Origin of the sequence: Pontibacter sp. FD36, from assembly GCF_015686655.1 — a bacterium.
Classification (GTDB): Bacteria; Bacteroidota; Bacteroidia; order Cytophagales; family Hymenobacteraceae; genus Pontibacter.
Genome location: NZ_JADPMP010000006.1, coordinates 163,347 through 188,330 on the forward strand (window position 1 = coordinate 163,347; position 24,984 = coordinate 188,330).

Genomic DNA, 24,984 nt, shown 5'->3' on the forward strand with positions numbered 1-24,984 from the left:
TAAGTCTATAGCCACTGCCCGAATAGCTTTATTATTAAATAATCTTTAAATTTATTCTGATCGCTGGCACAGATTGCTATACCTTGGCTTTTGCTGCCATAGCAGGTGCCTTGTGGCGGACTGAGGTTGCCTCGCCGGTCCACAGTGTCTCCATCTCTTCCAGCGACTTGTTCTTCGTCTCCGGCACCATCTTCCAGACAAACAACAGCGAGAGCACACTCATCACGCCATAGAAACCGTAGGTGAAGGCGCCGCTGAACTCCATCATGGAAGGGTAGGTGGATGAGATAAAATAATTGGCCGCCCACTGTGCCGCCACGGCCACCGCCACGGCCTTGCCCCGTATTTTGTTCGGGAAAATCTCGGAGATGAGCACCCAGCAGATCGGCCCCCAGGACATCATAAAAGAAGCTGTGTAGATGATGATAAACACCAGTGTGCCGATCCCGATAATCTCGAAGTAGGAGAGTCCGGCGATGGCGAACATACCGATGGCCATACCTACAGAGCCAATCATCAGCAGCGGCTTTCTGCCCCATTTGTCAACCGTAAGGATGGCCAGCACTGTGAAAAGCACATTGATCACACCCATCACCACGGTTTGCAGCATGGAGGCGTCCTTGCCGGCACCCATGCTCTCAAAAATGCGGGGCGCATAGTAGAGGGCCACGTTTATACCTACAAACTGCTGGAAAACCGAAAGCAAAATGCCGATCACGATAACGGTGCGGCCATAGGAGAGAAGCTTGCTGGAGTGGTGCTCCACTGTATTTTTAATGTCAGCCAAAATTTGCCTGGCCACTGACGGGCCGTTTACTTTTGTGAGGACTTTCAGTGCCTCCTCATCCCGGCCCACCATGCTCAGGTAGCGTGGCGTTTCAGGCACGAAGAACAGCAGCAATGCAAACAGTCCGGCAGGTATAGCCTCCGATAAAAACATCCTGCGCCAGCCCACTTCGTTTATCCACTCGATGGATTGGCCGCTGGCGATACCCCAGTTGACAAAGTAAACCACCAGCATCCCGAAGATAATGGCAAATTGGTTGAGCGACACCAGGCGGCCCCGGAGGTGGGCAGGTGCAATCTCACCAATGTACACCGGGCTAACAGCAGAGGCCAGACCTACACCGATACCACCCAATACACGGTAAAAGTTGAACAGGTAGAGCAGCCCCATGGTCGGTTCGTCCTGCTCAAAGAACAGAGACTCCGGGTAGGCTGAGCCAAGGGCCGAAACGAAAAACAGAAAAGCGGCGACCAGCAGGGTTTTCTTGCGGCCTATGCCTGAGGCCAGCAAACCGGAGATCGCTCCTCCTATTACGCAGCCGATCAGAGCGCTGGAAATAGTAGCGCCATGTACCCAGGTGCTGAGTCCAAGTCCATCGATCAGGTAGGCCTGCACCGATTTCTCAGCTCCCGAGATCACGGCAGTGTCATACCCAAATAGCAGGCCGCCGAGTGTGGCGATCAGGGTAATGCCTGCAATGTAAGGGAGGTTGCTGGCACTGTAATCCTTTGTGTTTTCCGTCATGGTGAAGCAGGGTTAGGGTGGAAGATGCTACTGCTTAAATGAAGCGGTTGATCAGATTTTCGAGATACTCCTGACGGCCGCTTCTTACTTCTGGCTCCCCATGCACGATCGCATAGTCACGTAACTCTTCCAATGTCAGCTTACCCTGCTCAAATGCTTTGCCCTTGCCACTGTCGAATGAGGCGTAACGTTCCTGGCGCAGCTTTTTGTAATCGGAGTTTTGCAGGATGTTGTCAGCCGTAATAAGGGCGCGGGCGAAGGTGTCGGCACCGCCGATGTGGGCATAGAACAAGTCAGCCGGATCGGTGGAGTTTCTGCGGATCTTGGCGTCGAAGTTGATGCCGCCGCCCTGCACGCCGCCTGCTTCCAGGAACACCAGCATAGCCTCTGTCAGCTCATTGATGTTGTTGGGGAACTGGTCGGTGTCCCAACCGTTCTGGTAGTCGCCGCGGTTTGCATCGATGGAGCCGAGCAGGCCGGCATCGGCAGCCACCTGCAGTTCGTGCTGGAAGGTATGGCCGGCCAGCGTTGCGTGGTTTACTTCAATGTTTAGCTTAAAGTCCCCCAGCAGGTCATACTGACGCAGGAAGCTGATAACGGTGGCGGCGTCGTAGTCATACTGGTGTTTGGTCGGTTCCATTGGTTTTGGCTCAATGAAGAATGTGCCCTTGAAGCCCTGCTTGCGGGCATAGTCGCGGGCCATGTGCAGAAACTTAGCAAAGTGCTCTTGTTCCCGCTTCATGTCTGTGTTCAGCAGCGTCATATAACCTTCACGGCCTCCCCAGAACACATAGTTTTCACCACCCAGGGCAATTGTCGCATCCAGGGCAGCTTTTACCTGAGCACCCGCATGGGCTGTCACATGGAAGTCCGGGTTGGTGGCGGCGCCGTTCATGTAGCGGCTATGTGAAAAGACATTAGCCGTGCCCCAAAGCAGTTTGACACCAGTCTCTTGCTGCTTTTGCCTGGCGTATTCCACAATTGCCTGCAGTCTGCGCTCGTTTTCCCGAATGTCGTTGCCATAGTCTACCAAGTCCACGTCATGGAAGCAATAGTAGGGCAGGCCGAGTTTGGTGATGAATTCAAAAGCCGCATCCATTTTGTCTTTGGCTCTTTCAACAACGTCCTCTTTTTTGTTCCAGCCAAACTTCAGGGTAGGACCACCAAAAGGGTCAGAACCATCGGCATTGAAGGAGTGCCAGTAGGCTACAGCAAAGCGCAGGTGCTCTTTCAGTATTTTGCCGGCCACTACACGGTTCTCGTCGTACCAGCGGTAGGCCAACGGATTGTCAGACTCGAGTCCTTCAAATTTGATGGCGCTTATACCTTTGAAATATTCTGATTGGGTTAGTGTCGTGTTTGCCATAAGGTATAGGTGTTAGCTTGTTTGCGATTTAGGTTATATTTCGTTCAGGTGTTTTTCGAGCAGGGCCTTCCATTCCTGGTAGGCCGGCTCGTACAGGTCGATGGCTTTGGGTTCTACAGTTCGTAGCCTTTTGCTGTTGGTGAAAGCTTCTTTCTCGGAGACGAAGGCTTTTACTCCGATGCCGGCACCCAGCGCGGCGCCTATGCTGCCGTCGTTCAGGTATAGCTCGACAGGGACGTGGGTAGCGTTCACAAAAGCCTCTGTAAAGGTCTCACTCAGGAAAAGGTTGGCCTGACCCGCCCGGATAATGCTGGGGTTCATGCCGCTTTCGCGCATAATGTCCAGTCCGTAGCGGAAAGCAAAAGCGATGCCCTCCTGCACTGCCCGGAACATATGCGCCTTGGTGTGGAGATTCAGGTCAATGTGGTGGAAATGGGTACCCACGATCTTGTTGTTGAGCATGCGCTCGGCTCCGTTTCCGAAAGGGATCACCCGCAGGCCATTGCTGCCGATAGGTATAGCAGCGGCCATCTGGTTCATGTCGGCATAGCTTATACCTGGCCCGGCTATGTTCTTCATCCAGCGGTTCAGGCTGCCAGTGCCATTGATGCAGAGCAGCATGCCCAGCCTTTTATCTGAGTCGGCATAGTTCACGTGCGCAAAAGTATTCACCCGGGACTGCGGATCGTAAAGCAGCTTGTCGCTCACACCGTAGATCACGCCAGATGTTCCGGCCGTAGCGGCTACCTCACCGGGTTGCAGCACGTTCAGTGACAGGGCATTGTTGGGTTGGTCTCCTGATTTATAGGTAACCGGTATACCTGCTTTGAGGCCAAGTTCGTCGGCAACGGCTTTTGTGACCGTACCGTGTTCTGAGAAAACCGGGTTGATAACAGGTATAAGATGCTTGTCGAATTTGTAGTAGCCAAGTACATCGCTGGAGAGTTCGTTCTCCTGAAAATCCCAGAAAACACCCTCCGACAAGGCTGACACGCTGGTGGTGATACTGCCGGTCAGTTTCATGGCCACGTAGTCGCCGGGCAGCATGATCTTGTCGATGTTGTCGTAGAGCCCGGGCTCGTTTGCTTTGACCCAGGCCAGCTTGGAGGCTGTGAAGTTGCCGGGGGAGTTGAGCAGTCGTGACAGGCTTCGTTCTTCACCGATCGTTTTGAAAGCCTGGTTGCCGATCTCTACGGCACGGCTGTCGCACCAGATGATGGCGTTACGAAGAGCTTGCTGCTCTTTGTTCACCACTACCAATCCATGCATCTGGTAGGCTATACCTATGGCGCCAATATCTACGGGGTTATACCTGCCCGTCGCGTTCACTTTCCGAATAGCGGCTTTGGCATGTTCCCACCACATCTCCGGTGCCTGCTCTGCCCAGCCCGCCTGTGGGGCCAGGATATCTGACTCTTCCTCCGGGTGCTGGGCCGAAGCCAGACAGTCCTGCGTCTGGGCATCTACCACCGAGACTTTGATCGAAGAAGTACCTACGTCTATACCTAATAGAAGCATATGTTTTAAACTGCTTAAAGGTGATCAACAGGTGTACGGTATGGCTACCTTGTGCGGCGTAACGAAGCCAACTTTTTGGGCTTGCTGATTACAACCCGAATACCTCCGGCAGCCAGAGGCTAAGGGCCGGCACATAGGTGACCAGCAGCAGGGCTACCAACATGGCTACGAAGAGCGGCACCAGCGGTTTGATTACTTTGCTGATACTGATATTAGCCACACCGCAGCCCACGAAGAGCACCGAACCAACCGGTGGCGTGCAAAGGCCGATGCAGAGGTTGAACACCATCAGGATGCCGAAGTGTACCGGATGAACGCCCAAGGCTGTTACGACTGGCAGGAAGATCGGCGTGAAGATGAGTACAGCCGGTGTCATGTCCATGAAAATTCCCACGAACAGTAGGATCAGGTTAATGATGACCAGAATGACGATCTTGTTATCGCTGATGGAAAGCAGGGCCTCACTTACGGCCTGCGGAATGTTCTCAAACGACATCACCCAGGACATGCCCATCGAAGTACCGATCAGCAGCATCACAATAGCTGTCGTGATCACTGTTGTGATCAGGATGTCCGGCAGGTCAGCTACTTTTACTTCACGGTACACCACCATCGACAGCACCACCGTGTAGAGCACCGCAATGGCCGAGGCCTCGGTAGCGGTAAAAATTCCGGCTATAATACCGCCGATCACAATAAAGAGCAGGAACAGGCTTGGCAGTGCATCGATCAGTTTCTTGAAAACTATACTAAGCGGAATGCGATCGCCTACCGGGTATTTGTTTTTGTAAGCCATAAACCCGGCTACACCTACAAGCGACAAGCCTAGCAGAATGCCTGGTACATAACCCGCCACAAAAAGTGCGGCAATCGACACACCACCACTGGCCAGCGAATATACGATCAGGATATTGCTTGGGGGAATGATCATGCCTGTGGTGGCTGAGGTAATGTTTACGGCAGCACTAAAAGGACGGGAGTAACCCTCTTTGACCATGCGTGGGTTCATGATACCACCAATAGCCGAAGCCGCCGCTACAGCAGACCCTGAAATAGCGCCAAATAGCATGTTAGCCACAATGTTTACATAGGCGAGTCCGCCGGGTAGGGTACCGACCAGACTTTTGGCAAAGTCGATAAGGCGGGTAGCGATACCGCCCCGGTTCATCAACTGGCCAGCCAGGATAAAGAAAGGTATAGCCAGGAGAGCAAAGCTGTCGAGGCCGGTGGCCAGGCGCTGTGCCAGAGTGGTGAAGGCAGGTACCGGTGCAATGCTGACCAGCATGGTGAGCAGCGCTGAGATACCAATGGAAAAGGCAATGGGTACACCGATGATCAGTAGGAAAATAAAGCTGACAATCAGTACGATGATCTCAAGAAATTCCATAAGCTCCTGTTATAAATATGTTGCTAAGCCAACTCTTTTCCAATTTCTTCCGGCTCTTCACCCTGCAGGCGCAGGTTCACCAGACTGTAGTACACGATCAGCAGTCCACTCAAAGGCAGCACCGTGTACACATAACCTAGCGGGATGTTAAGGGCTGCGGATGTCTGCTCCAGTTTCAGGGTGATGTAGACCAGCTTAATACCACCCCATACCAGCACTAGGAAAGAGAACAGGGCAACTACCACATTCGTGAAGATGCTCAGGTTCCGGGCTTTCCTGCCGTGCATCTTTGAGGGGAGAATATCGATGGCCAGGTGCATTTTTTTGCCTGTCACGTAGCTGGCGCCTAGCAGACCGACCCAGATCAAAATGAAGCGGGCGAGTTCATCTGTGAAAGAGCTTGGGGACTTGAATAAGTATCTGGAAGCGACCTGCCACAATACGTTCAGCACCATCAGACCCATCAGCACCACGAGTGACCAGAATAAGGCTTTATCAACTTTTTCCCTGATTTTCATAGGTTCTGGTTTTTAAGGTTTTGTTGCAGTTACAATAGCCTCTTTTTGATTGCCCGTCTGGCGGATGCGCTGGATCAGGCTGTATACCTCCGGTTCAGCTTTGAAGCTCTCGTACATGGGCTCCACTAGTTTGGCAAAAGGAGCCTTATCTGGTGTGCTCACCGTTACGCCAGCGTCTCTTATTGCCTGCAGGGCTTCTATTTCAGCTTCTTCCCAAAGTTCACGCTGTACCTGGGCCGATTCCTCTGCAGCCTCCTGCAGCCACTGCTGTTCCTGTGGCGTCAGGCTTTCCCAAACCACGGTGCTGATCAGCAAAATGTCCGGGATCATGGTGTGCTCGTTCAGGGAGTAGAATTTGCTTACTTCGTAGTGGCGCGACAGGTAAAAGCTCGGCGGATTGTTCTCTGCACCGTCTACCACGCCTTGCTGCAGGGCTGTGTAAAGTTCTCCCCACGATACGGGCGAAGCAGCTCCACCAAAGCTTTTGATCATACCGAAGGCGGTGTTACTGGCCTGTACCCGGATGGTCATGCCGCGCAGGTCGGCTGGGGAATCAATCGGTTTTTTGGTGCTGTAAAAGCTGCGGCTGCCGGCGTCGTAGAAGCAAAGGCCCCGCAACCAGTATTTCTCGCCTTCTTTCAGTAGATCGTCGCCAATGCCGCCGTCCAGCACATCATAATAATGCGCTTTGTCCCGGAAGACATAAGGGAGGCTCAATGCTTTGAAGTTAGGGGAAAAGCTTTCCATCACAGCGGCCGACACCTTTGTCATGCCGATGCTGCCGATCTGCAGGAGCTCGATGCTTTCGCGTTCGCTGCCAAGCTGGGAGCTCGGGTAGATGTCGATCGTCATCTTGCCACCTGATTTCTCTTTCACCCGTTCGGCCATATACACCATGGCTTTGTGTACCGGGTGTGTTACCTCAAGGGTATGGGCTAATTTTACTTCGGTGGTTTTGCTTATTTTCTGGCAGGAGTTGGTAATAAGCAGTATGGCTAGGAGAGAAGCACAATATGCGAAACGCTTATACCTATAAGCGAAGCGGGAGAGAAGGTATAGATACAACTGTTTCATCATTTCCTCCTGACTGTTTTCACGATCTCAATAGCTTGTTTCGTCAGCTCCTCCAGCCTGGTGTAGTCTCTGTTTTCCAGAATGTCTTTGCTGATCATCTTCGAGCCCATGCCTACTGCGCAAACTCCTGATTTAAACCAGGTGCTGATGTTTTCCTGGTCGATCTCCACACCGCCAGTTGGCATAAACAGCTGTCCGGCAAAGAGCTCTTTGATGGACGACACATAGCCTGGACCCAGCACATTGGCTGGGAAGATCTTGATGAGCGCCGCCTGGTGTTGCTGAGCTGTGTGAATCTCTGTCGGTGTAAAGCAGCCCGGTATCCACAGCAATCCTGCTTCATGTGTCAGGTCACCCACTGCCGGGTTCACGATGGGGCAAACAATATAGTCAGCACCTGCCTCAATGAAAGCCTGTGCCTCCGCAGTTGTTTTGATAGTGCCTATACCCAGGTGCAGGTCTGGGTATACCTGGCCGAGCTCCTGCTTCAGGTATTTAAAGTTTTCCAGTGCTGCCGGCCCTCTGTTGGTATACTCCAGCGTCCGGATGCCAGCCTGATACAAGGTCTTTACAACCTCCAGGCTCACCTCGGGGTTTTCATAGAAAAACAGGGGCAGCAGACCCTGGTCCAGAATGGCTTGTAGGGCACTCTCTTTAGTTTGCATAAGCTGAAATCGTTTCTTGGATCTCCGCAACCGTGCTGGTTGTGGCATCACTCGGAATAAACAGTTTTTTGAAGGCGGCGGCTGTAGCGAACTCAAGCGTTTCGGAAGGAGGGAGCTGGTGGTAGAAACCATAGATCAGGCCTGCCATAAAACAATCGCCACTTCCCACCTTGTCCAGGATCTGTTCTACCTGATATTCGTGCGAGGTATACAGTGTGCCCGCTTCGAACAGGGTAGTAAAATATCGAATACCTTGCTGATAATCAAATCGGAATGTATTGGCAACCGTGCGGCACTTCGGAAATTTCTCCAGAATGGCTTTAGATGTTGCCTCTGCGTGCTCCTGCAGGGCCTCCTTGCTCAGGTTAGCGATGAGTTCTTCATCCAAAGATATACCCAGCATTTTATTGGCCGCCCAGATATTGCCCATGATCAGGTCGCAGTATTGGGCCAGAGCAGGCATTATTTCCACCGGATCTTTGCCGTACTGCCAGAGCTTGGCGCGGTAGTTCAGGTCCAGGGAAATGGTGATGTTCTTCTGCGCTGCTACTTTCAGGGCCTCTTCGCACACATCAGCTACCGACTGGTTAATAGCCGGGCAGATGGCGCTGAAATGAAACCAGTCAACCCCCTCGAACACTGTGTCCCAATCGATAAGGCCCGGCTTCAGGTCTGCGTAAGCTGAGCCGGCGCGGTCGTAGATCACACCGGCATTCTTCAGGTCCTTTCCTTTGGGCAGGTAATACAGGCCAACCCGGTTGCCCAGGTATACGATGCTATCGGTCTGTACCTGTTTGCTGTTGAGGTAGCCAACAAGCTGCTCAGCCACAAAGTTGTCGGGCAGGGCAGTCAGGTAGGCAGAAGGAACGTCCCAAAGGGCCAGTGCTGTTGCCACATTGGCCTCAGCGCCGCCCACATAAAAGGGGAGCTTGTTTTCCTGCAGCCACTGTCCGCCTTCGTCAGGGCATATCCGGAGGAGCAACTCGCCAAAAGAAAGTACCTTGCCCATACCTGATTAGAAGTTAAAGTATGACTTTGCGTTGTTGTAGCAGATATCCTCCACCATTTGGCCTAACCAGGCCATTTCGCTGGCTGGAAGCTCACCGTTCTCCACATCGTTGCCGATCATGTTGCACAGGATTCTTCTGAAATACTCGTGACGTGGGTAAGAAAGGAAGCTTCTGGAGTCGGTGAGCATACCTACAAATCGGCTCAACAGGCCCATGTTGCTCAGGGCGTTCAGTTGGCGTTCCATACCGTCTTTCTGATCGAGGAACCACCAGGCCGAACCGTACTGGATCTTGCCCGGCGTGCTGCCGTCGTTGAAGTTGCCAATCATGGTAGCGTATAGCTCGTTCTGGCTCGGGTTCAGGTTGTACAGGATCGTCTTAGCCAATTGGTTCGAGTTGTCCAGCTTGTCCATGAACTTCGCCAGTGGACGGGCCACGTCAAAGTCGCCTATAGAGTCGAAACCGGTATCCGGGCCGAGTTCACGCATCATACGGGTGTTATTGTTGCGTAGCGCACCAAGATGGAACTGCTGTGTCCAGTTCTTAGCGTGGTCCATCAAGGCCAGCTGCATCAGCATAGCTGATTTGAATTTGAGCACTTCCTCCTTCGTGAGCGACTGCTTCTGCAATGCTTTTTGGAAGATGGTTGTTACCTCCTGTTCGGTATAGGCTTCTGCGTAGATCGTCTCCAAACCGTGGTCGGAGAGACGGCAGCCATTCTCGTGGAAAAAGTCGTGGCGCTGCTGCAGCGCGTCCAGCAAGCCCTGGTAATTGTCAATGGCTATACCTGCCGCCTCAGCCAGTTTCTGCAGGTATGGCAGAAACACAGCTTCATCGTCAATAGCCAATACTTTGTCGGCGCGGAAGGCCGGCAGTACCTGTATGCCACAGTTGTCAGCTTTTACCTTCTGGTGGTGCTCCAGCGTGTCGATTGGATCGTCGGTGGTGCAGATGATCTCCACGTTCATCTTTTTGAGGATGCCACGCACGCTGTACTCGTCAGTTTGCAGCATGTCGGTGCAGGCGTCGTAAATCTCGCGAGCAGTCTCTGGCTTGAGGATGGTCTCAATACCGAACGGACGCTTGAGTTCCATGTGCGTCCAGTGGTAAAGTGGGTTTCGCATGGTATAAGGCACGGTTTCGGCCCACTTCTCAAATTTGGCATAATCATCGGCATCGCCAGTGCAGAAGCGCTCTGGTATTCCGTTGGTACGCATCGCACGCCACTTATAGTGGTCACCTTCAAGCCAAATCTGCGTCAGGTTTTTAAACTTGCGGTCGTTGGCAATGTCCTGCGGCGACAGGTGGCAGTGGTAGTCAATGATGGGCATGTCTTTGGCATGCTCATGGTATAGCCTACGTGCCGTCTCTGTCTGCAACAGGAAATTCTCGTCCAGAAATGGGGTAATGGTGTAAGTGTCCGTAATTGTGTTTCGCATGGGTATGGTGTAGGCAATGCGCCTGGTAAAGTCAAATGTATAATTAGATGCCTGGTTCAGAGGCCTTCAGAAAAAATGAAGTATAGCTTTATCTGATGCAAGTATAGCCGGGCTATACCTGGCATTGCTAGGCTATGTTTGCCTGTTTCTCGGCTAGTAGCAAGGCCTCCAGTTCTGCTGTTACTAAGTCTGCTAGTCCTGGGATTAGGGTCAGGTCAGTATCCCAGAAGTCTTTGTTGCTCAGCACGGCAGTTACCACTTCGTCAGCAGATTCCTGCTGCCAGGTCTTTACAAAGAAAGCCAGAACTTCCGGTGTGTCGTTCAACGGAATGCTTTCGCCGTTCCACTCGCCTTTGTAGAAAAGAATAAGTGCCGCCAGCGATTGCAGCAGTCGTTTCGGTAACTCACCTTTGCGCTGGTAGTACTCCAGCACTGACGGCAGCACACGCACCTTGTACTTCGATACCGAGTTGAGGGCGATGCTGATCAGTTCGTGGCGGATGAACGGGTTCTGGAAACGCTCGATCACATCGTTGGCAAACTGCTCCAGTTCTTCCTGCGGCAGGTCAAGTGTCGGGATGATCTCTTCAAAGATGGCTCTGCGGATAAAATCACCGGCTTTTTCGTCTTCTATGGCGTCGCGCACGGTGCGTAGTCCCTGCAAGTAGGCTACTGGCACAAGCGCGGTATGTGCTCCGTTCAGGATTCGTACTTTGCGGGTGCGGTAAGGGGTGAGGTCCTCTACGAATTTCACCTGCAAACCTGCTTCGTTAGCCAGGAAGGCAGCTCTCACAGCTTCCGGTGCCTCAATTACCCACAGGTGGAATGGTTCGGCCTTCACAACCAGGTTGTCGTGGTAGCCAATCTCCTGCTGTATCTCCTGAATGTTGTCCTTCGGGAAGCCCGGCACAATACGGTCTACCAGCGTGTTGCAGAAATGATTGTGCTGCTCGATCCAGACGGCGAAATCGGCCGGAAGGTTCCAGTGCTTCGCGTATGCTAGTATAGAGTCGCGCAGGGCCTCCCCGTTTTTCTCGATGAGCTCACATGGGATCAGGTATAGCCCTTTATCGGCAGCGCCTTCAAAATGATGGAAGCGGTGATAAAGCAAAGCCGTTAGCTTACCTGGGAAACTGTTAGGCAAACTTTCCATACCTGTATCTGCTTCATCGAAAGCGATACCTGCCTCTGTGGTGTTGGAAATGACAAACTGCAGGTCCGGATTTTCAGCAAGGGCCAGGTATGCCTTGTAGTTCTCGTATGGGTTGGTGGCATCCGCGATACAGCTGATCAGACGCAGCTCTCGGGTCGTTTCGCCACCCTGTATTCCTTCCAGCAAAACATGGTACAGCCCCTCCTGATGTTGGAGCAGATGCACGATCCCTTTATCCAGTGGCTGTACGATCTGTACCTGGCCATCGAAATTGGTGCGCTCGTTGAGCAAGTCGATGATCCAGTCTACAAAACCACGAAGAAAATTACCTTCGCCGAATTGCAATACCTTCACCGGGTGCCGCTGCGGCAAACTGGCTGTACGACGGTTGAGCTGCTTCATAATGATCTGATTTTGAATAGGTATAAGCCCCTGTTGTTTTAAAATTGTATTTGATATTTCTGACAATCCTGAGAGCACGGTATTTTATTGAAAACTGTGCAATCGATTGTATTTTGCTTCTAAAAAACAGCCGCCTTTTACAGCGGCTTGTGTTTGGCTTCCGGCAGCTCCTGCTACTTGCGCAGCGTCGACTTCCGGATGATCAGTTCAGGTTTCAGCACGGTCTTCTGCGACACAATGCCTTTCTCCCCGTCCTTGAAATGCTCAAAGAAGAGCTCCGCCGTGATATTGCCCATCTTGATGCTTCGCTGATCCACAGTAGTGAGTGGTGGGTCGGTGAACGAGGTAAAAGGTTCGTTACTGAATCCGGCCAGTGCCACCTCCTGCGGAATCTGAATACCACGCTCCTTCAGCACCTGCATGGCGCCCATGGCAGCATAGTCACTGGCTGAGAAAACGGCATCCGGGCTTTGCTTCAGTTTGAGTAACTTTTTCATGCTCTCTCTGCCGTCTTCCAGCTGCAAATCGCTTTTGATCACCAATTGCTCGTCATAGGGTATCTCGTAGTCACGCAGGGCATCCATGTACCCTCGAAGGCGCTCTTTAAAAACGCTCACCTTCTTCGGACTGGTGAAGTGCGCAATGCGCCTGCAGTCCTGCTGGATCAGGTGTTCCACTGTTTTATAGGCGCCCAGGTAGTCATCGATCATCACCTGACTTACTTCCAGTTCGTCGGTGGTGCGGTCAAACAGCACCAACGGTATACCTTTCGATTGCACCTTTTTAAAATGGTCGAAGTTCTCGGTGTTCTTGCCAATAGAGGCGATGATGCCGTCTACCCGTGCATTCAGTAAGGCCTCAATCGTCTGTACCTCCTTCTCGTAGTTGTCATACGACTGGCAGATGATCACCTTGTAATTCAGGTTGTTGGCGATTTCTTCGATGCCGCGTACCACGGAGGCGAAGAAGAAGCGGTCAGCCGTTGGCACGATCACACCAATGATGTAACTCTTGCCATGGCGCAGGGCCGCTGCAATATTGTTCGGCTGATAGTTCAGCTGCTTGGCGGCTTTCAGTACCGCCTTTTTGGTGGCGTCGCTGATGCGCGGGTTATCATTAAGCGCACGCGACACAGTAGAAGCCGTAATGTTCAGCTTCTCCGCAATATCATGTATCGTTACTTTCGTCTTTGTTGACATATCTGTCTCTTAGAGCTTTTACCGGATACCGGTGCCCTACTGTTCGTTGGCCGGTTTACCGATGGTTGCTAATATACCACCATCTACATAAATAATCTGGCCATTTATAAAATCACTTGCCCTACTGGACAGAAAAACTGCCGTTCCGCCCAGATCTTCCGGATCTCCCCAGCGACCGGCTGGCGTCCTGCGCACAATAAAATCATTAAACGGATGCCCGTCCACACGGATCGGAGCTGTCTGCTCTGTCGCAAAATAGCCGGGGCCGATGCCGTTCACCTGTATGTTATACCTGGCCCATTCGGTAGCGAGGTTGCGTGTCAGCATCTTCAGACCACCTTTAGCTGCCGCATAGGCTGAAACCGTGTCACGACCCAGTTCGCTCATCATAGAGCAGATGTTGATGATCTTGCCCTGACGGCGCTCCACCATAAACCTGGCCACGTGCTTCGAAACAATGAAAGGGGCCGTCAGGTCCACATCCAGCACCTGCCGGAAGTCTGCCTCGTCCATCTCCAGCGCAGGTATTCGTTTGATAATGCCCGCGTTGTTTACCAGGATGTTGATCGGGCCGACTTCCTGTTCTATTTGTGCAATGTTTTGCTTTACCTGCTCTGCGTTTGTAACGTCAAACAAGTAGCCATAGGCTTTCAGTCCATCTGCTGCATAGCTTTTCAGGGCGGCTTCCATCCTGGCGGGCGTGTTGCCGTTTATTACCAGGGTGGCACCGGCCTTGCCTATTGCAGTGGCCATGGCCATACCTAAGCCATGGGTGGCACCGGTAATCAGGGCAACTTGTCCGTTCAGGTCAAACAGTGCGTTCATACTCGTCTTATTTCAGGTCAATGGGTGCTACTTTGTCCATGTCGTTGTAATCCAGGTTCTCCCCGGCCATCCCCCATATAAAGGTGTAGTTGCTGGTACCGGCACCGCTGTGGATAGACCACGGTGGGGAAATGATAGCCTGGTTGTTCTTCACCCAAAGGTGGCGCGTCTCTTCCGGCTCACCCATGAAGTGGCACACGGCCTGGTCTTCCGGCAATTCAAAGTAGAAGTATGCCTCCATGCGCCGGTCGTGGGTATGCGCCGGCATGGTGTTCCACACGCTGCCTGGCTGCAACTCTGTAATGCCCATCTGCAACTGGCAGGTTTCGACCACACTATTAATAAGCACTTTGCGGATGATGCGGTGATTCGAATTCTCCAGTGCGCCCAGCTCTACCGTCTCGGCTTCGCTCAGCGACACTTTGCGGGTAGGGTAAGCGTGGTGCGCAGGGGCAGAGTTAAAGTAGTAAAGGGCCTTCCCGTTTTCACTTGTGTTAAAGTAAATTTCCTTGGCGCCTCTTCCTATATAAAGGGCCTCTTTTGGTGCCAGTTCGTATGTCTCTCCATCCACGGTTACACTTCCTGCCGCTCCAACATTGATAATGCCCAGCTCCCGGCGATCCAGAAAGTGCTCAGAACGCAGTGTCGGGAAAGTTTCCAGCTTCAAAGGCTGCTCCACTGGATGGGCGCCTCCCACCACCAATCTGTCATGCAAGGTATAGGTGGCGTGCACGGTGTCCGCTTCAAACAATTTTTCGATCAGGAAGTGCTCGCGCAGCTTTGCTGTGTCATAGTTCCGGCTGTCGGTTGGGTGGGTGGCGTGTCTTACTGTATAGGATATGCTCATGGCTATTTTATACTCTCAATTTGCGTAATCGTTTGCGCAAAGTAGTGAAATTTTTTACACAACAATAAATAATTCAGAAAAATTATCTGCTGTATATGTTAGTGAGATGAGAATTAGATTTGAGAAGGGTTGTTTTAAAATGTCAATGAATTGGCTGAATTATTAGGTAATTTTTAAAAATGTTTAAACAAGGTTGTTAAAAAATGATTATTTGAAAAATAAAAGAACTTTTTATTGTTTTTTTTGAGGAGAGTTATTAAAATGCAATCGGTTGCGCAAATTATTTGTGCAAGCAAGGCAGAAGTTTAGGTTGGTGTAGTGCAATAAAGCTGCTCTTCCTGGAATTTAAGTTCAGCCAGCTGCGAAGTGAAAATACATGCACAAGGTTTTAAACCTGAAGAATAAAAATAGTCCTTATTATAACAAACTAATCTATACCTATGCAACATGTTTTACTAAAGAAGATGAAATACCTGCTCACGGTATCGTTTGTCTTCGCCGCCTTTGCCGGCGCGTTTGCCCAGGGCTTTAATGTTACGGGCAAAGTAGTGGATGAGAAAGGGGAGGGGTTGCCAGGGGTGACCGTCCTCGTGAAGGGTACTTCGGTAGCAGCGCCTACGGATGTGGAAGGTAGCTACAAGCTGGTTGCTCCGAGTGGTGACGGTGTGCTGGTATTTCGCTTTATCGGTTACCAGTCGCAGGAAGTGCAGATTGGCAATCGCAGCACAGTAGACGTGAGGCTTCAGCCAGACGCGAAAGCACTGGAGGAAGTGGTGGTGATTGGTTACCAGGAGGTGTCGCGCAAAGAACTGACGGGCTCTGTTTCGTCTGTCGGTGCCAAGCAGCTAAGCGATATACCTGTGAGTACGGCAGCTGAGGCACTTGCCGGTCGATTGGCAGGTGTGCAGGTGACAACGTCTGAAGGGCAGCCTGGTGCTGAGATCCAGATCAGGGTGCGGGGCGGTGGTTCCATTACGCAGGACAACTCTCCTTTATATATAGTAGACGGTATCCAGATGGAGAATGCGCTCTCTGTACTTTCGCCTCAGGAGATCGAAACGATTGACGTGTTGAAAGATGCGGCTTCTACGGCAATCTACGGTGCCCGAGGTGCCAACGGCGTCGTGTTGATCACAACCAAGGGCGGTGTGGAAATGCCGACGCAGGTGACTTACAACGGTTTTGCCGGTGTTCGCAGCATTGTGAATAAGCTGGATGTGATGAATCCTTATGATTTCGTAAAGTACCAGTACCAGATCTACAACTTCAACACGAACCAGGAAACCCGTGATAACTTCGTGACGCGCTATGGTCGCTACGAGGATATCGATATTTACCGTAACATGCCTTTTACTGACTGGCAGGATGAAGTATTCGGACGTGACGCATATAGCCAGACACACATTGTAGGCGTATCGGGTGGCTCTAAAACCACCACCTTTAATGTAACGCTGAACCATACCGACGAAGATGGAATCATGCTGAACTCGGGCTTCGTGAGAACACTGGCCTCTTTTAAGTTTGATCACAAAATTAGCGACCGCCTGAAAGTAGGGGTGAACAGCCGCTACAGCCGCCAGCGAATTGATGGCGTGGGTACTTCCAGCACAGGCTCTCAAAGCACGAATAGACTCAGAAACTCAGTTCGTTTCAGACCATTTGTCGCCCCAGGCCAGGAAAATGTGATCGACGAATTTGATCCGGAGTTTGCGAACCAAACCAACCTGACCAGCCCGGTATTACTGGCCAATCAGGAGTTGAAGCATGACTATCGTAACGACCTGTTGTTGAATGGCTGGGCGAGCTTTGACATCATCAAAAACCTGACGGCCAGAAGCGTGTTCGGTATCACGTCGAACAACCGTGATGTGAACATCTTCAATGGTCCGGTAACAGGTATAGCGCGTCAGAACGCTGGCATGCCAGTGGTGCAGTTGCAGGCAGGTGAGGCACTTTCAATTACAAACTCCAACACGCTGAACTACCGCTTCACCGTAGCAGACGCGCACAAGTTTGACGCCCTGATCGGACAGGAGATCTGGCAGCGCGAAACTTCTAACCGCAACATTACTACAAAGTGGTTGCCAGTTGATATCACACCAGAGCAGGCCTTTGCAGGTATACAGAAAGCAACCCCTCCGGCAGGTCTTATTCAGGACGCTCCCACCACTGCTGAATCCTCCGAAAGACTTCTTTCTTACTTTGGTCGTCTGAGCTACAGCTTCAACGACAAGTACCGCGCTGTATTCAACCTCCGCCGTGATGCTTCTTCGCTGTTCTCACCTGAGAACAGAGTGGGTTATTTCCCATCAGCGTCTGTTGCCTGGCACATTGGCGAGGAAAATTTCATGGCCTTTTCTCAGAAATGGCTGTCTGACCTAAAGATAAGAGCCAGTATCGGTGAAGTAGGCAACAACCGGGTAGGAGTTGACCTTTGGAAAACCATGTTCGTGGCATCCGGCAACGATGGGTATGCCTTCAACGAGGCGATCACGCCTGGATTTGCTGCCAATGACCTGGCTAACTCAAACCTGAAGTGGGAGACTACATTGTCCAGAAACCTGGGCTTTGACTTCTCTATGCTCAACAACCGCATCAGCGCCTCCATCGACTTGTACAAGAACAGCACCAGAGACCTGTTGCTTCGCGCCAACATTCCGCAGACCAGTGGTTACGAGTGGCAGTTCCAGAACATCGGTGAGACAGAGAACAAGGGTCTGGAAGTACAGCTGAACGGCATCGTGGTAGACACCAGGGACTTTACCTGGTCTTCTAACTTCAACATCGCTTTCAATAGAAACAAGATTGTGAGTCTGGGTCTTGACCCAAGCGGAACGCCGCGTAACTCATACCTCGTAGAGTCTGGCTGGGTAAATAGCCTACAGGACTTTATTGTGCAGGTTGGCCAGCCAGTTGGCCAGTACTATGGCTACGTTACCGACGGTTACTATACCCTGGATGACTTCAATCATACCTTTAACGAAGCGACCGGAGCCTGGACCTATACCTTGAAAGAAAATGTGCCGGACAGCCGTGCTGTTGCGCTGGGCAACAGAGCCCCGCAGCCAGGTGACCTGAAACTGAAAAAACTGTCTGACAATGGCAACATGCTGATCACGACAGAAGACAGAACCGTGCTAGGCAATGCCCAGCCAAAGTTCATCGGTGGCTTTAACCAGCAGTTTGCTTATAAAGGCTTCGACATGAGCATCTTTATGAACTTCTCTTATGGCAACAAGGTGTACAATGCCAACAAAGTAGAGTTCACGACCCAGTACCTGTACCGCGACAACAACATGCTGAGCCTGATGAACGACAGATGGCAGTGGTATGACGATGCCGGTCAATTGGTAACCAATCCAGAGCAGCTTGCCGAAATGAACCAGGATGCCAAGTACTGGACTCCGGCCGGTGGCCAGTACTTCCTGCACTCATTCGCTATTGAAGACGGCTCTTTCCTGCGCATCAGCAACCTGACACTGGGTTATTCATTGCCTGAAAGTCTGTTGAAGCGCACAGGTTTTATTTCCAAGTTCCGCGTGTATGGCACTGTAAACAACCTGCTCACCATTACGGGCTACTCTGGCTACGACCCGGAGGCGAACACCCGTCGCGGCAACCCGCTTACGCCGAGTGTAGACTACGCTGCTTATCCGCGTAGCCGCTTCATACTGGGTGGTGTAAATGTTACTTTCTAGAATATTAAAGCATTAGCAAAGATGAAAAAGTCTTATATAAAGTCACTTGTTCTGTTCCTTGCCATGGGGGGAAGCCTGACATTTACATCCTGTGAAAGTTATCTGGATGTGGAGAACCCTTCTACTATTTCGCAGGACGCCGTGTTTTCCAGTGTATCCTATACTAACTCCGCCGTTATCAGCATTTACAACAGGCTGATGGGCGACAACACCTATGGCAGCCGCATCTCTACACTATACCCAAATGCTTCCGATGACTTCAGAGTGGGCGGTGCCTACAACCCGCTTGATCGAAGAGGCATCAGTGGCTTCGGGGTGCATCCGGATAACACGGAGCTCTTCAGACCCTTTCTGGAGCTCTACTCAGGTATAGAAAGAGCCAATATTGCCATCAAGTATATACCTGCCTCTAACCTGTATACCAACGGTACAGCAGCCGAGCAGGCAGCCATGCGAAAGCTACACGGTGAGGCACTCACGCTTCGTGCTGTTTTCTACCACGAGCTGATCCGCAACTGGGGTGATGTGCCGGCACAGTTTGAGCCTTCTGCTGATATTCCGGATCTCAACCTACCAAAGACTGACCGCGATGAGATCTATGACCGTTTGCTGGACGATCTGAAACTGGCTTCCGAGCTGGTGCCATGGCGTTCAGAGTCGGGCGATCCGAGTACCCGCGTAACGAAGGGTGCTGTGAAGGGCCTTCGAGCACGCCTTGCGCTGGCTCGTGGCGGTTACTCCCTCAGAAGAGATAGCCGTGCCATGGAGCGCCGGGCTGATTACAAAGACTATTATCAAATTGCTCGTGACGAAACCCGGGACATTATACAAAGCGGCCAGCATGGTCTGAACCCAAGTTACGAAAACATCTTCCGCGGTTTGCACACCAGCTCCATGGACCCAACAGGGGAGCGTATTTTTGAGGCAGGTGCTTACGGTGGAAATGCCAGAACGGACAGTAAACTGGGTTACTCAAATGGTCTCCGCATAGACGCCAGTTCCAGCTACGGTCAGGCAAACGGCCAGCTGGAAGCTATCCCGACATACTTTTATGAATTCGACCCGGTAGGGGACTCCAGAAGGGATGTTACGATTGCCTATTTTTCCATCAACAAAGATGATCAAATCGACCTGTCTACCTCCACACTAATGCGTGACGGTAAATTCAGAAAATACTGGACAGGTATAACCGGCACGAACCAGACCCTGGGCATCAACTGGCCGATTCTGCGCTATGCTGATGTGCTGCTGATGTTTGCTGAGGCCGATAACGAACTGAATGGGGCACCGAGCGGTGAAGCTGTGGCTGCTTATGAAGCGGTAAGAAGAAGAGCCTTTGCCGGAAATGAAGACAGAATGGGTGTGACGCCAACCGACCAGCAGGGCTTTTTCCAGGCGGTGGTGCAAGAGCGCTTCCTGGAGTTCGGTGGTGAGGGTATCCGCAAGTATGACCTGATTCGCTGGAACCAGCTGGAGAGCGTGATTAATCAGACACGCGCTAAACTGGTGGAATTCCGAAACGGGACAGGCAAGTACGCCAATGTGCCGAACTACGTGTACGTGAAGCTGACACCGTTCCGCAACAGCCCAACAGTAGCCCAGGAGATGGCAGGTCTGGATTTGTTTGGAGGCTCTGTATCAGAAGCGATGTATACTCCAGCGCCAACCTCTACTCCTGAGGGCTATACCCGCAAGAACTGGCGTGCCGCACTGAGCGAGACCTATCCACAGGAATTTGCGGTTGCTTTCAAGCCAGGACAGTCTGAGTTGTTCCCGATCTACTCTGGTGTGCTTAACCAGAACTTCAGGCTCACGCAGGACTACGGATATTAATTTTTAATCAGATCAAGAAATTAAGCTATCAAGAGATGAAAGAATATTTAAAGAAAATATCCGGTACGCTGGTTCCTGTACTGATGCTGGGGCTTGTGACTGTGGCCTGTAAAAAGGAAGTGGACTCACTTGAACCGATGCGCATGTTCACACCGGCAGGTGCGATACAATCGGTAAGCGGGGAGAAACAGGTGAAGCTTACCTGGAACCCATCGCTGTACACGACAGCCAGCAGCGGTGTGACCTACACTGTGGAGGTGGCCGCGGATACACTCTTTGCAACGCCAGTTTTACTCACGGTGCAGACTGACACATCAGGTGTTGTTTTCACGGATGATCAACTGGACGCCAGAGTCAACTACTATGCCCGCATCCGGTCAAATGCGCTTGGGGAAAGACCTGAGTCCAAGCCGGTGGTGAGTAACCGGTTCAGAATCAGAGGAGAGCAGATCTTCGAAGCCATGTTTGATTCCGATGTGATCGAGAATGCCGTGATCCTGAAATGGCGTGAGTCACCGGGGCTGACCCGAATCGTGCTAACACCAACTGCACCTGCCGGCAACCCAATTGAAGTGCCACTTACTGAAGCCGACGTTCAGGCGAGACAAATACTGATAGAGGGGCTCCGTCCAAGTACGGCGTATACGGCTGAAATCTTCCGAAACAACTCTTCGAAAGGCACACGCAACTTCACTACAAAAGCAGCTTCTTTTGCAGGAGAAGTGATTGACCTGACGGGTATTACAAACCGTCCATCTGTGCTGCAGGACACACTGCCTCAGATACCGTCGGGCAGCACGGTGCTGTTGAAGCGGGGTACACGCTATACGATCTCGTCTACTACTAACTTGGACCGATCGGTTACTATTATGAGTGCCAACAGCTTCAACCCGGAACTAGCCGAGATCTACTTCACCAGCAACTTCAACTTTGTGGAAGGCAGCCAGATCGACTCGGTGGTATTTAAGAGTGTGGCCATGCGCAGCGACAACTACTCAAGCCGCTACGTGATGAACGTGAACAAGCCTTTCACGATCGGTAAGATCAAGTTTGAGTCTTGCCATGCCGAGATTTTCAGAGGCCTGGTGCGCCTGACGAGTGCTGGCACAACAGTAGACAAGTTTCAGATTCTGAACAGTGTGGTAGACAGTTTGTCTAACTATGCCTTGCTGACGATAGATAATGCGGGTGTTGATGTGAAAGACATCGTCTTTAAGAACAGTACTTTCTACAAGATAGAGCGCTTCATGACCAGCAAGGCGCCTTCAAGATCTATTCTGATCGAGCACAGCACCTTCAGCGAAGTGCCGGAAGGCGGTCGCTACCTGATCGACTATGGTTCCAACGATGTAACCGGAGGTATCAAAGTGAACAACTCCATTTTCGGAATCGGGAAGAGTGCCGGGGGCAACAGGGCTGTGTCAGGTATACGGGCTGGCAGCAACACCCTGATAGAATCAGGCAGCACCCACGTAACGTCTGACCTGGTGGTGAATTCAAACGAGATACCAGGTGTGTCAACCTACAGCGGTTCTACCTTCGATCTGTTCAGAAACCCAAGAAACGGAGATTTTACCCTGATAGATAATAGCTTCCAGGGCCGTAACAATGCCGGTGATCCACGCTGGAGATAATGATTAAAAAAACAGGTGTGGCCTGTAATAGGCCACACCAACTTTAACACTAGCCTGCCATGTCTCGAAGTGCTTCCAAAACAGGATTGTGGGTATGCCTGACTGCCTTAGGACTTTCCTTGTCGTTTGCGGCCTGCAAAAGCAAGCCTGAGCCCGAGCCAAAGGTGGAAGAGCCTACGGCCGAATGGCCTGTTCCGGTAGTGGAGCAAGCACTGGCTTTTCCTGGAGCTGAAGGCTTTGGAAAGGATGCGACAGGCGGACGAGGCGGCAAGGTGATTAAAGTGACGAATCTGAATGACTCGGGTACAGGCAGTCTGCGGGCCGCAGTTGCTACGCCGGGTGCGAGGATCATCGTGTTTGAAGTATCCGGTACAATCGCTCTGAACTCCAGGCTGACCATCAGCAACGGAGACCTGACCATAGCCGGGCAAACCGCTCCGGGCGATGGTATTACGATCCGCAACTATCCGGTGGTGGTAAATGCTGACAACGTGATCATTCGCTTTATGCGCTTCAGGATGGGAGACGCGGCCGGACAGGAAGCCGACGCGCTGGAAGGGCGATTTCGCAAGAACATCATCATCGACCACTGCTCCATGAGCTGGTCAACCGACGAGTGCGTCTCCTTCTACGCCAATGAAAACTTTACCTTGCAGTGGTGCATTATTTCAGAGAGTCTGCGCAACTCGGCCCACGCAAAAGGAGCACATGGTTACGGTGGTATATGGGGCGGCAAAAACGCTTCATTTCACCACAACCTGCTCGCCCACCACGACAGCCGCAATCCGCGCTTCGGCGAGGAAGCCGGCAAAGCCTTTGCCCTGACCGACCTGGTGGATATGCGCAACAATGTGACCTTTAACTGGGGAAACAACAGCGCCTATGGCGGTGAAGCCATGAACATCAACATCGTGAACAACTACTACAAGCCAGGACCTGTCACGACCAAAAAGGAGCGCATCTTCTCTATTGATAAAAATAAGATACCCGGCACGGAGGTATACGATATTTGGGGCAAGTTCTACATCGATGGCAATGTGGTGGAGGGCAGTACCCGCGCCACGAACGACAACTGGAGCTATGGCGTGTACAACCAGTTTCATGGCAGCTACGGCACTGTCTCTGCCACCGACATGGCCGCTATGCGACTCGACGCGCCACATCCGATCAACAACAATGTGACCACGCATACGGCTGAGATTGCTTATGAAAGAGTGCTGGCCTATGGTGGTGCCTCTCTGGTGCGCGACGCCGTGGATCAACGGGTGATCGACAATGTGCGCAACAACTCGTTCACAGCGCCGGGTTCTAACGGCAGCACCAAAGGCATCATCGACTCGCAGGAGGATGTGGGCGGTTGGCCGGAGCTGAAATCAAAGCCTGCCCCGAAAGACACAGACGGTGACGGAATACCTGACGACTGGGAAATTGCCCACAAACTGGATCCGGGTAAGCCGCAGGACAAAAGAAATCTAAGCACTGCCTACGACGATATCGAGGTGTACATCAACAGTCTTGTGAGTGATATCATAAAAGAGCAGGTGAAATAATGACGACAACAGCGAAGATGAATAACAGAATGAAGGTGTGGAAAAAAGGAGCATGCGTGCTGGCTGCGGTAATGCTAAGCCTCAACCTTTCGGCTCAGGACCTGCGCAAGGAGTATCCGAAGTCTTTCACCGTGAAGGTGACAAACCCACTTGGTCTGGAGCGTGAAAGTGCCGCAGTATACCTGAACGCTCAAGAGCTTCAGAAGAAGTATCCGAATTTTAATAGCCGCGCTTTTGTGGTGCTGGATGGAAAGACTGAGGTGCCGAGTCAGTACAATCACAAAGACGGCGACAAGCCGGGTGTCTTCCTGGTGCTTGACAAAATGGCCCCCAAAGCGACACGCACCCTGACGGTGCGCTACAAGGAAAACGGAGAAGCCAGCCGTAACTACACCAAGCGCACGCAGGCAGAGCTATCGCATAAAGTGGGCGGAGAGTTCAAGGACCGCAAGTACATCGGCGGTACCTTCCAGAATGTGGACTCGCTACGGGTACCAGACGAGGTGACCGACCATTCATACTTCATCCGCTATGAAGGTCCGGGCTGGGAGTCTGACAAAGTAGGCTACCGCTTTTACCTGGACTGGCGCAATGGCACCGACGTGTTCGGCAAAACCACCCGCGACATGGTGCTGCACAAAGCAGGGCAGGACGGTTATGACTCGTACCACGAACTGCAGGACTGGGGCATGGATGTGCTCAAAGTGGCCAAGTCGCTGGGGGTGGGCACACTGGCACACTTCCACAACGGAGCTGCCAACCGCATGGCCGAAACCGACAGCATGATCAGCGTGATCACTGAAAACGGGCCGGTTTACTCGTCCATCCGGACAAACTACTACGGCTGGAAGATCGCCGACATGAACCTCAATATTAATTCCAACATCAACATACACGCCGGCACCCGGCTGACGCACCACCAGGTAGGTATAGCGGGTGACGAACCACAGAATCTGGCCACCGGTCTGATCAAAGACAAGCGGGCCAAGCTGCATACCAAAAAAGGCGGCAACGGTGAGTGGGGCTACATCGCCACCTACGGCAAGCAGAGTCTGAACGGCGAAGGCGATAACCTGGGTATAGCCGTGCTTTTCCGTCCGCAGGACTTCATTGAGTTTACCACTGATGAGCACAGTCATGTGGTGAAACTGAAGCCAAGCGGCAACAAGCTCGAGTACTACTACCTGGCTGCCTGGGAACTGGAGCCGGAAGGTATAAAAGATGAAGCCGCTTTCCTGCAGTACCTGGACAGAACAGCTCATGAGCTGTCGAATCCGGTGCAGGTAAAGTTTTAAAGAATGATAAATAAGGTATAGCCCTGAAAAGAGCACCTAT

Annotated in this window: 18 protein-coding genes; 5 read left to right on the top strand and 13 right to left on the bottom strand. The window is 51.9% G+C overall.

The window, feature by feature from the left end:
• Positions 1-76 precede the first annotated feature (76 nt).
• The 13 genes from xylE to kduI all read right to left on the bottom strand — a co-directional run bounded on the left by xylE (position 77) and on the right by kduI (position 14,934).
• On the bottom strand, positions 77-1,531 hold the full coding sequence (xylE, locus tag I0P70_RS10020; protein ID WP_196117287.1) for a D-xylose transporter XylE: 1,455 nt from the start codon (positions 1,529-1,531) through the stop codon (positions 77-79).
• Between the two features lie 34 nt (positions 1,532-1,565).
• Complete coding sequence (gene xylA, locus I0P70_RS10025) at positions 1,566-2,897, bottom strand: xylose isomerase (RefSeq protein WP_196117290.1); 1,332 nt, start codon at positions 2,895-2,897, stop codon at positions 1,566-1,568.
• Between the two features lie 33 nt (positions 2,898-2,930).
• Complete coding sequence (locus tag I0P70_RS10030) at positions 2,931-4,415, bottom strand: xylulokinase (RefSeq protein WP_196117292.1); 1,485 nt, start codon at positions 4,413-4,415, stop codon at positions 2,931-2,933.
• An 88-nt stretch (positions 4,416-4,503) separates the two neighbouring features.
• Positions 4,504-5,802: a TRAP transporter large permease gene (locus tag I0P70_RS10035; protein WP_196117294.1), complete on the bottom strand. Its 1,299-nt coding sequence runs from the start codon at positions 5,800-5,802 to the stop codon at positions 4,504-4,506.
• Between the two features lie 23 nt (positions 5,803-5,825).
• Positions 5,826-6,320, bottom strand: coding sequence for a TRAP transporter small permease (locus I0P70_RS10040; protein ID WP_196117296.1), 495 nt, complete (start codon positions 6,318-6,320; stop codon positions 5,826-5,828).
• 12 nt (positions 6,321-6,332) lie between these two features.
• On the bottom strand, positions 6,333-7,394 hold the full coding sequence (locus I0P70_RS10045) for a TRAP transporter substrate-binding protein (RefSeq protein WP_196117544.1): 1,062 nt from the start codon (positions 7,392-7,394) through the stop codon (positions 6,333-6,335).
• Positions 7,394-8,059 carry a bifunctional 4-hydroxy-2-oxoglutarate aldolase/2-dehydro-3-deoxy-phosphogluconate aldolase gene (locus I0P70_RS10050; protein WP_196117298.1) on the bottom strand — a complete coding sequence of 222 codons (666 nt, stop codon included), beginning with the start codon at positions 8,057-8,059 and terminating at the stop codon, positions 7,394-7,396. The genes I0P70_RS10045 and I0P70_RS10050 overlap by 1 nt, the downstream gene beginning before the upstream one ends.
• On the bottom strand, positions 8,049-9,068 hold the full coding sequence (locus tag I0P70_RS10055; RefSeq protein WP_196117300.1) for a sugar kinase: 1,020 nt from the start codon (positions 9,066-9,068) through the stop codon (positions 8,049-8,051). The genes I0P70_RS10050 and I0P70_RS10055 overlap by 11 nt, the downstream gene beginning before the upstream one ends.
• Positions 9,069-9,074: 6 nt before the next feature.
• The gene (uxaC, locus tag I0P70_RS10060; protein WP_230392108.1) at positions 9,075-10,508 is read right to left on the bottom strand and encodes a glucuronate isomerase; all 1,434 of its coding nucleotides are present in this window, start codon (positions 10,506-10,508) and stop codon (positions 9,075-9,077) included.
• Positions 10,509-10,635: 127 nt separating this feature from the next.
• Entirely contained in the window at positions 10,636-12,063 is a 1,428-nt protein-coding gene (locus I0P70_RS10065) for a tagaturonate reductase (RefSeq protein WP_196117302.1), read from the bottom strand.
• Positions 12,064-12,236: 173 nt separating this feature from the next.
• Entirely contained in the window at positions 12,237-13,262 is a 1,026-nt protein-coding gene (locus tag I0P70_RS10070; RefSeq protein ID WP_196117304.1) for a LacI family DNA-binding transcriptional regulator, read from the bottom strand.
• 36 nt (positions 13,263-13,298) lie between these two features.
• Positions 13,299-14,087 carry a gluconate 5-dehydrogenase gene (locus I0P70_RS10075; RefSeq protein ID WP_196117306.1) on the bottom strand — a complete coding sequence of 263 codons (789 nt, stop codon included), beginning with the start codon at positions 14,085-14,087 and terminating at the stop codon, positions 13,299-13,301.
• 7 nt (positions 14,088-14,094) lie between these two features.
• Complete coding sequence (kduI, locus tag I0P70_RS10080; protein ID WP_196117308.1) at positions 14,095-14,934, bottom strand: 5-dehydro-4-deoxy-D-glucuronate isomerase; 840 nt, start codon at positions 14,932-14,934, stop codon at positions 14,095-14,097.
• Positions 14,935-15,374: 440 nt separating this feature from the next.
• Here kduI and I0P70_RS10085 point away from each other — a divergent pair, with 440 nt between their 5' ends.
• From I0P70_RS10085 to I0P70_RS10105, 5 genes are read left to right on the top strand one after another with little or no spacing between them, the layout of a single operon-like run.
• Complete coding sequence (locus tag I0P70_RS10085; protein ID WP_230392109.1) at positions 15,375-18,632, top strand: TonB-dependent receptor; 3,258 nt, start codon at positions 15,375-15,377, stop codon at positions 18,630-18,632.
• Between the two features lie 21 nt (positions 18,633-18,653).
• The gene (locus I0P70_RS10090) at positions 18,654-20,465 is read left to right on the top strand and encodes a RagB/SusD family nutrient uptake outer membrane protein (RefSeq protein WP_196117310.1); all 1,812 of its coding nucleotides are present in this window, start codon (positions 18,654-18,656) and stop codon (positions 20,463-20,465) included.
• A gap of 35 nt (positions 20,466-20,500) precedes the next feature.
• Entirely contained in the window at positions 20,501-22,099 is a 1,599-nt protein-coding gene (locus I0P70_RS10095) for a DUF5123 domain-containing protein (RefSeq protein ID WP_196117312.1), read from the top strand.
• 59 nt (positions 22,100-22,158) lie between these two features.
• The gene (locus I0P70_RS10100) at positions 22,159-23,649 is read left to right on the top strand and encodes a pectate lyase (protein ID WP_196117314.1); all 1,491 of its coding nucleotides are present in this window, start codon (positions 22,159-22,161) and stop codon (positions 23,647-23,649) included.
• 17 nt (positions 23,650-23,666) lie between these two features.
• Positions 23,667-24,944, top strand: coding sequence for a DUF4861 domain-containing protein (locus tag I0P70_RS10105; RefSeq protein WP_196117316.1), 1,278 nt, complete (start codon positions 23,667-23,669; stop codon positions 24,942-24,944).
• The last annotated feature ends 40 nt before the right edge of the window (positions 24,945-24,984 follow it).

Bases quoted from the DNA above. Each gene is read 5' to 3' on its own strand.
- xylE (WP_196117287.1), bottom strand. From the start codon at position 1,531: ATGACGGAAAACACAAAGGATTACAGTGCCAGCAACCTCCCTTACATT.
- xylA (WP_196117290.1), bottom strand. From the start codon at position 2,897: ATGGCAAACACGACACTAACCCAATCAGAATATTTCAAAGGTATAAGC.
- I0P70_RS10030 (WP_196117292.1), bottom strand. From the start codon at position 4,415: ATGCTTCTATTAGGTATAGACGTAGGTACTTCTTCGATCAAAGTCTCG.
- I0P70_RS10035 (WP_196117294.1), bottom strand. From the start codon at position 5,802: ATGGAATTTCTTGAGATCATCGTACTGATTGTCAGCTTTATTTTCCTA.
- I0P70_RS10040 (WP_196117296.1), bottom strand. From the start codon at position 6,320: ATGAAAATCAGGGAAAAAGTTGATAAAGCCTTATTCTGGTCACTCGTG.
- I0P70_RS10045 (WP_196117544.1), bottom strand. From the start codon at position 7,394: ATGAAACAGTTGTATCTATACCTTCTCTCCCGCTTCGCTTATAGGTAT.
- I0P70_RS10050 (WP_196117298.1), bottom strand. From the start codon at position 8,059: ATGCAAACTAAAGAGAGTGCCCTACAAGCCATTCTGGACCAGGGTCTG.
- I0P70_RS10055 (WP_196117300.1), bottom strand. From the start codon at position 9,068: ATGGGCAAGGTACTTTCTTTTGGCGAGTTGCTCCTCCGGATATGCCCT.
- uxaC (WP_230392108.1), bottom strand. From the start codon at position 10,508: ATGCGAAACACAATTACGGACACTTACACCATTACCCCATTTCTGGAC.
- I0P70_RS10065 (WP_196117302.1), bottom strand. From the start codon at position 12,063: ATGAAGCAGCTCAACCGTCGTACAGCCAGTTTGCCGCAGCGGCACCCG.
- I0P70_RS10070 (WP_196117304.1), bottom strand. From the start codon at position 13,262: ATGTCAACAAAGACGAAAGTAACGATACATGATATTGCGGAGAAGCTG.
- I0P70_RS10075 (WP_196117306.1), bottom strand. From the start codon at position 14,087: ATGAACGCACTGTTTGACCTGAACGGACAAGTTGCCCTGATTACCGGT.
- kduI (WP_196117308.1), bottom strand. From the start codon at position 14,934: ATGAGCATATCCTATACAGTAAGACACGCCACCCACCCAACCGACAGC.
- I0P70_RS10085 (WP_230392109.1), top strand. From the start codon at position 15,375: ATGCAACATGTTTTACTAAAGAAGATGAAATACCTGCTCACGGTATCG.
- I0P70_RS10090 (WP_196117310.1), top strand. From the start codon at position 18,654: ATGAAAAAGTCTTATATAAAGTCACTTGTTCTGTTCCTTGCCATGGGG.
- I0P70_RS10095 (WP_196117312.1), top strand. From the start codon at position 20,501: ATGAAAGAATATTTAAAGAAAATATCCGGTACGCTGGTTCCTGTACTG.
- I0P70_RS10100 (WP_196117314.1), top strand. From the start codon at position 22,159: ATGTCTCGAAGTGCTTCCAAAACAGGATTGTGGGTATGCCTGACTGCC.
- I0P70_RS10105 (WP_196117316.1), top strand. From the start codon at position 23,667: ATGAATAACAGAATGAAGGTGTGGAAAAAAGGAGCATGCGTGCTGGCT.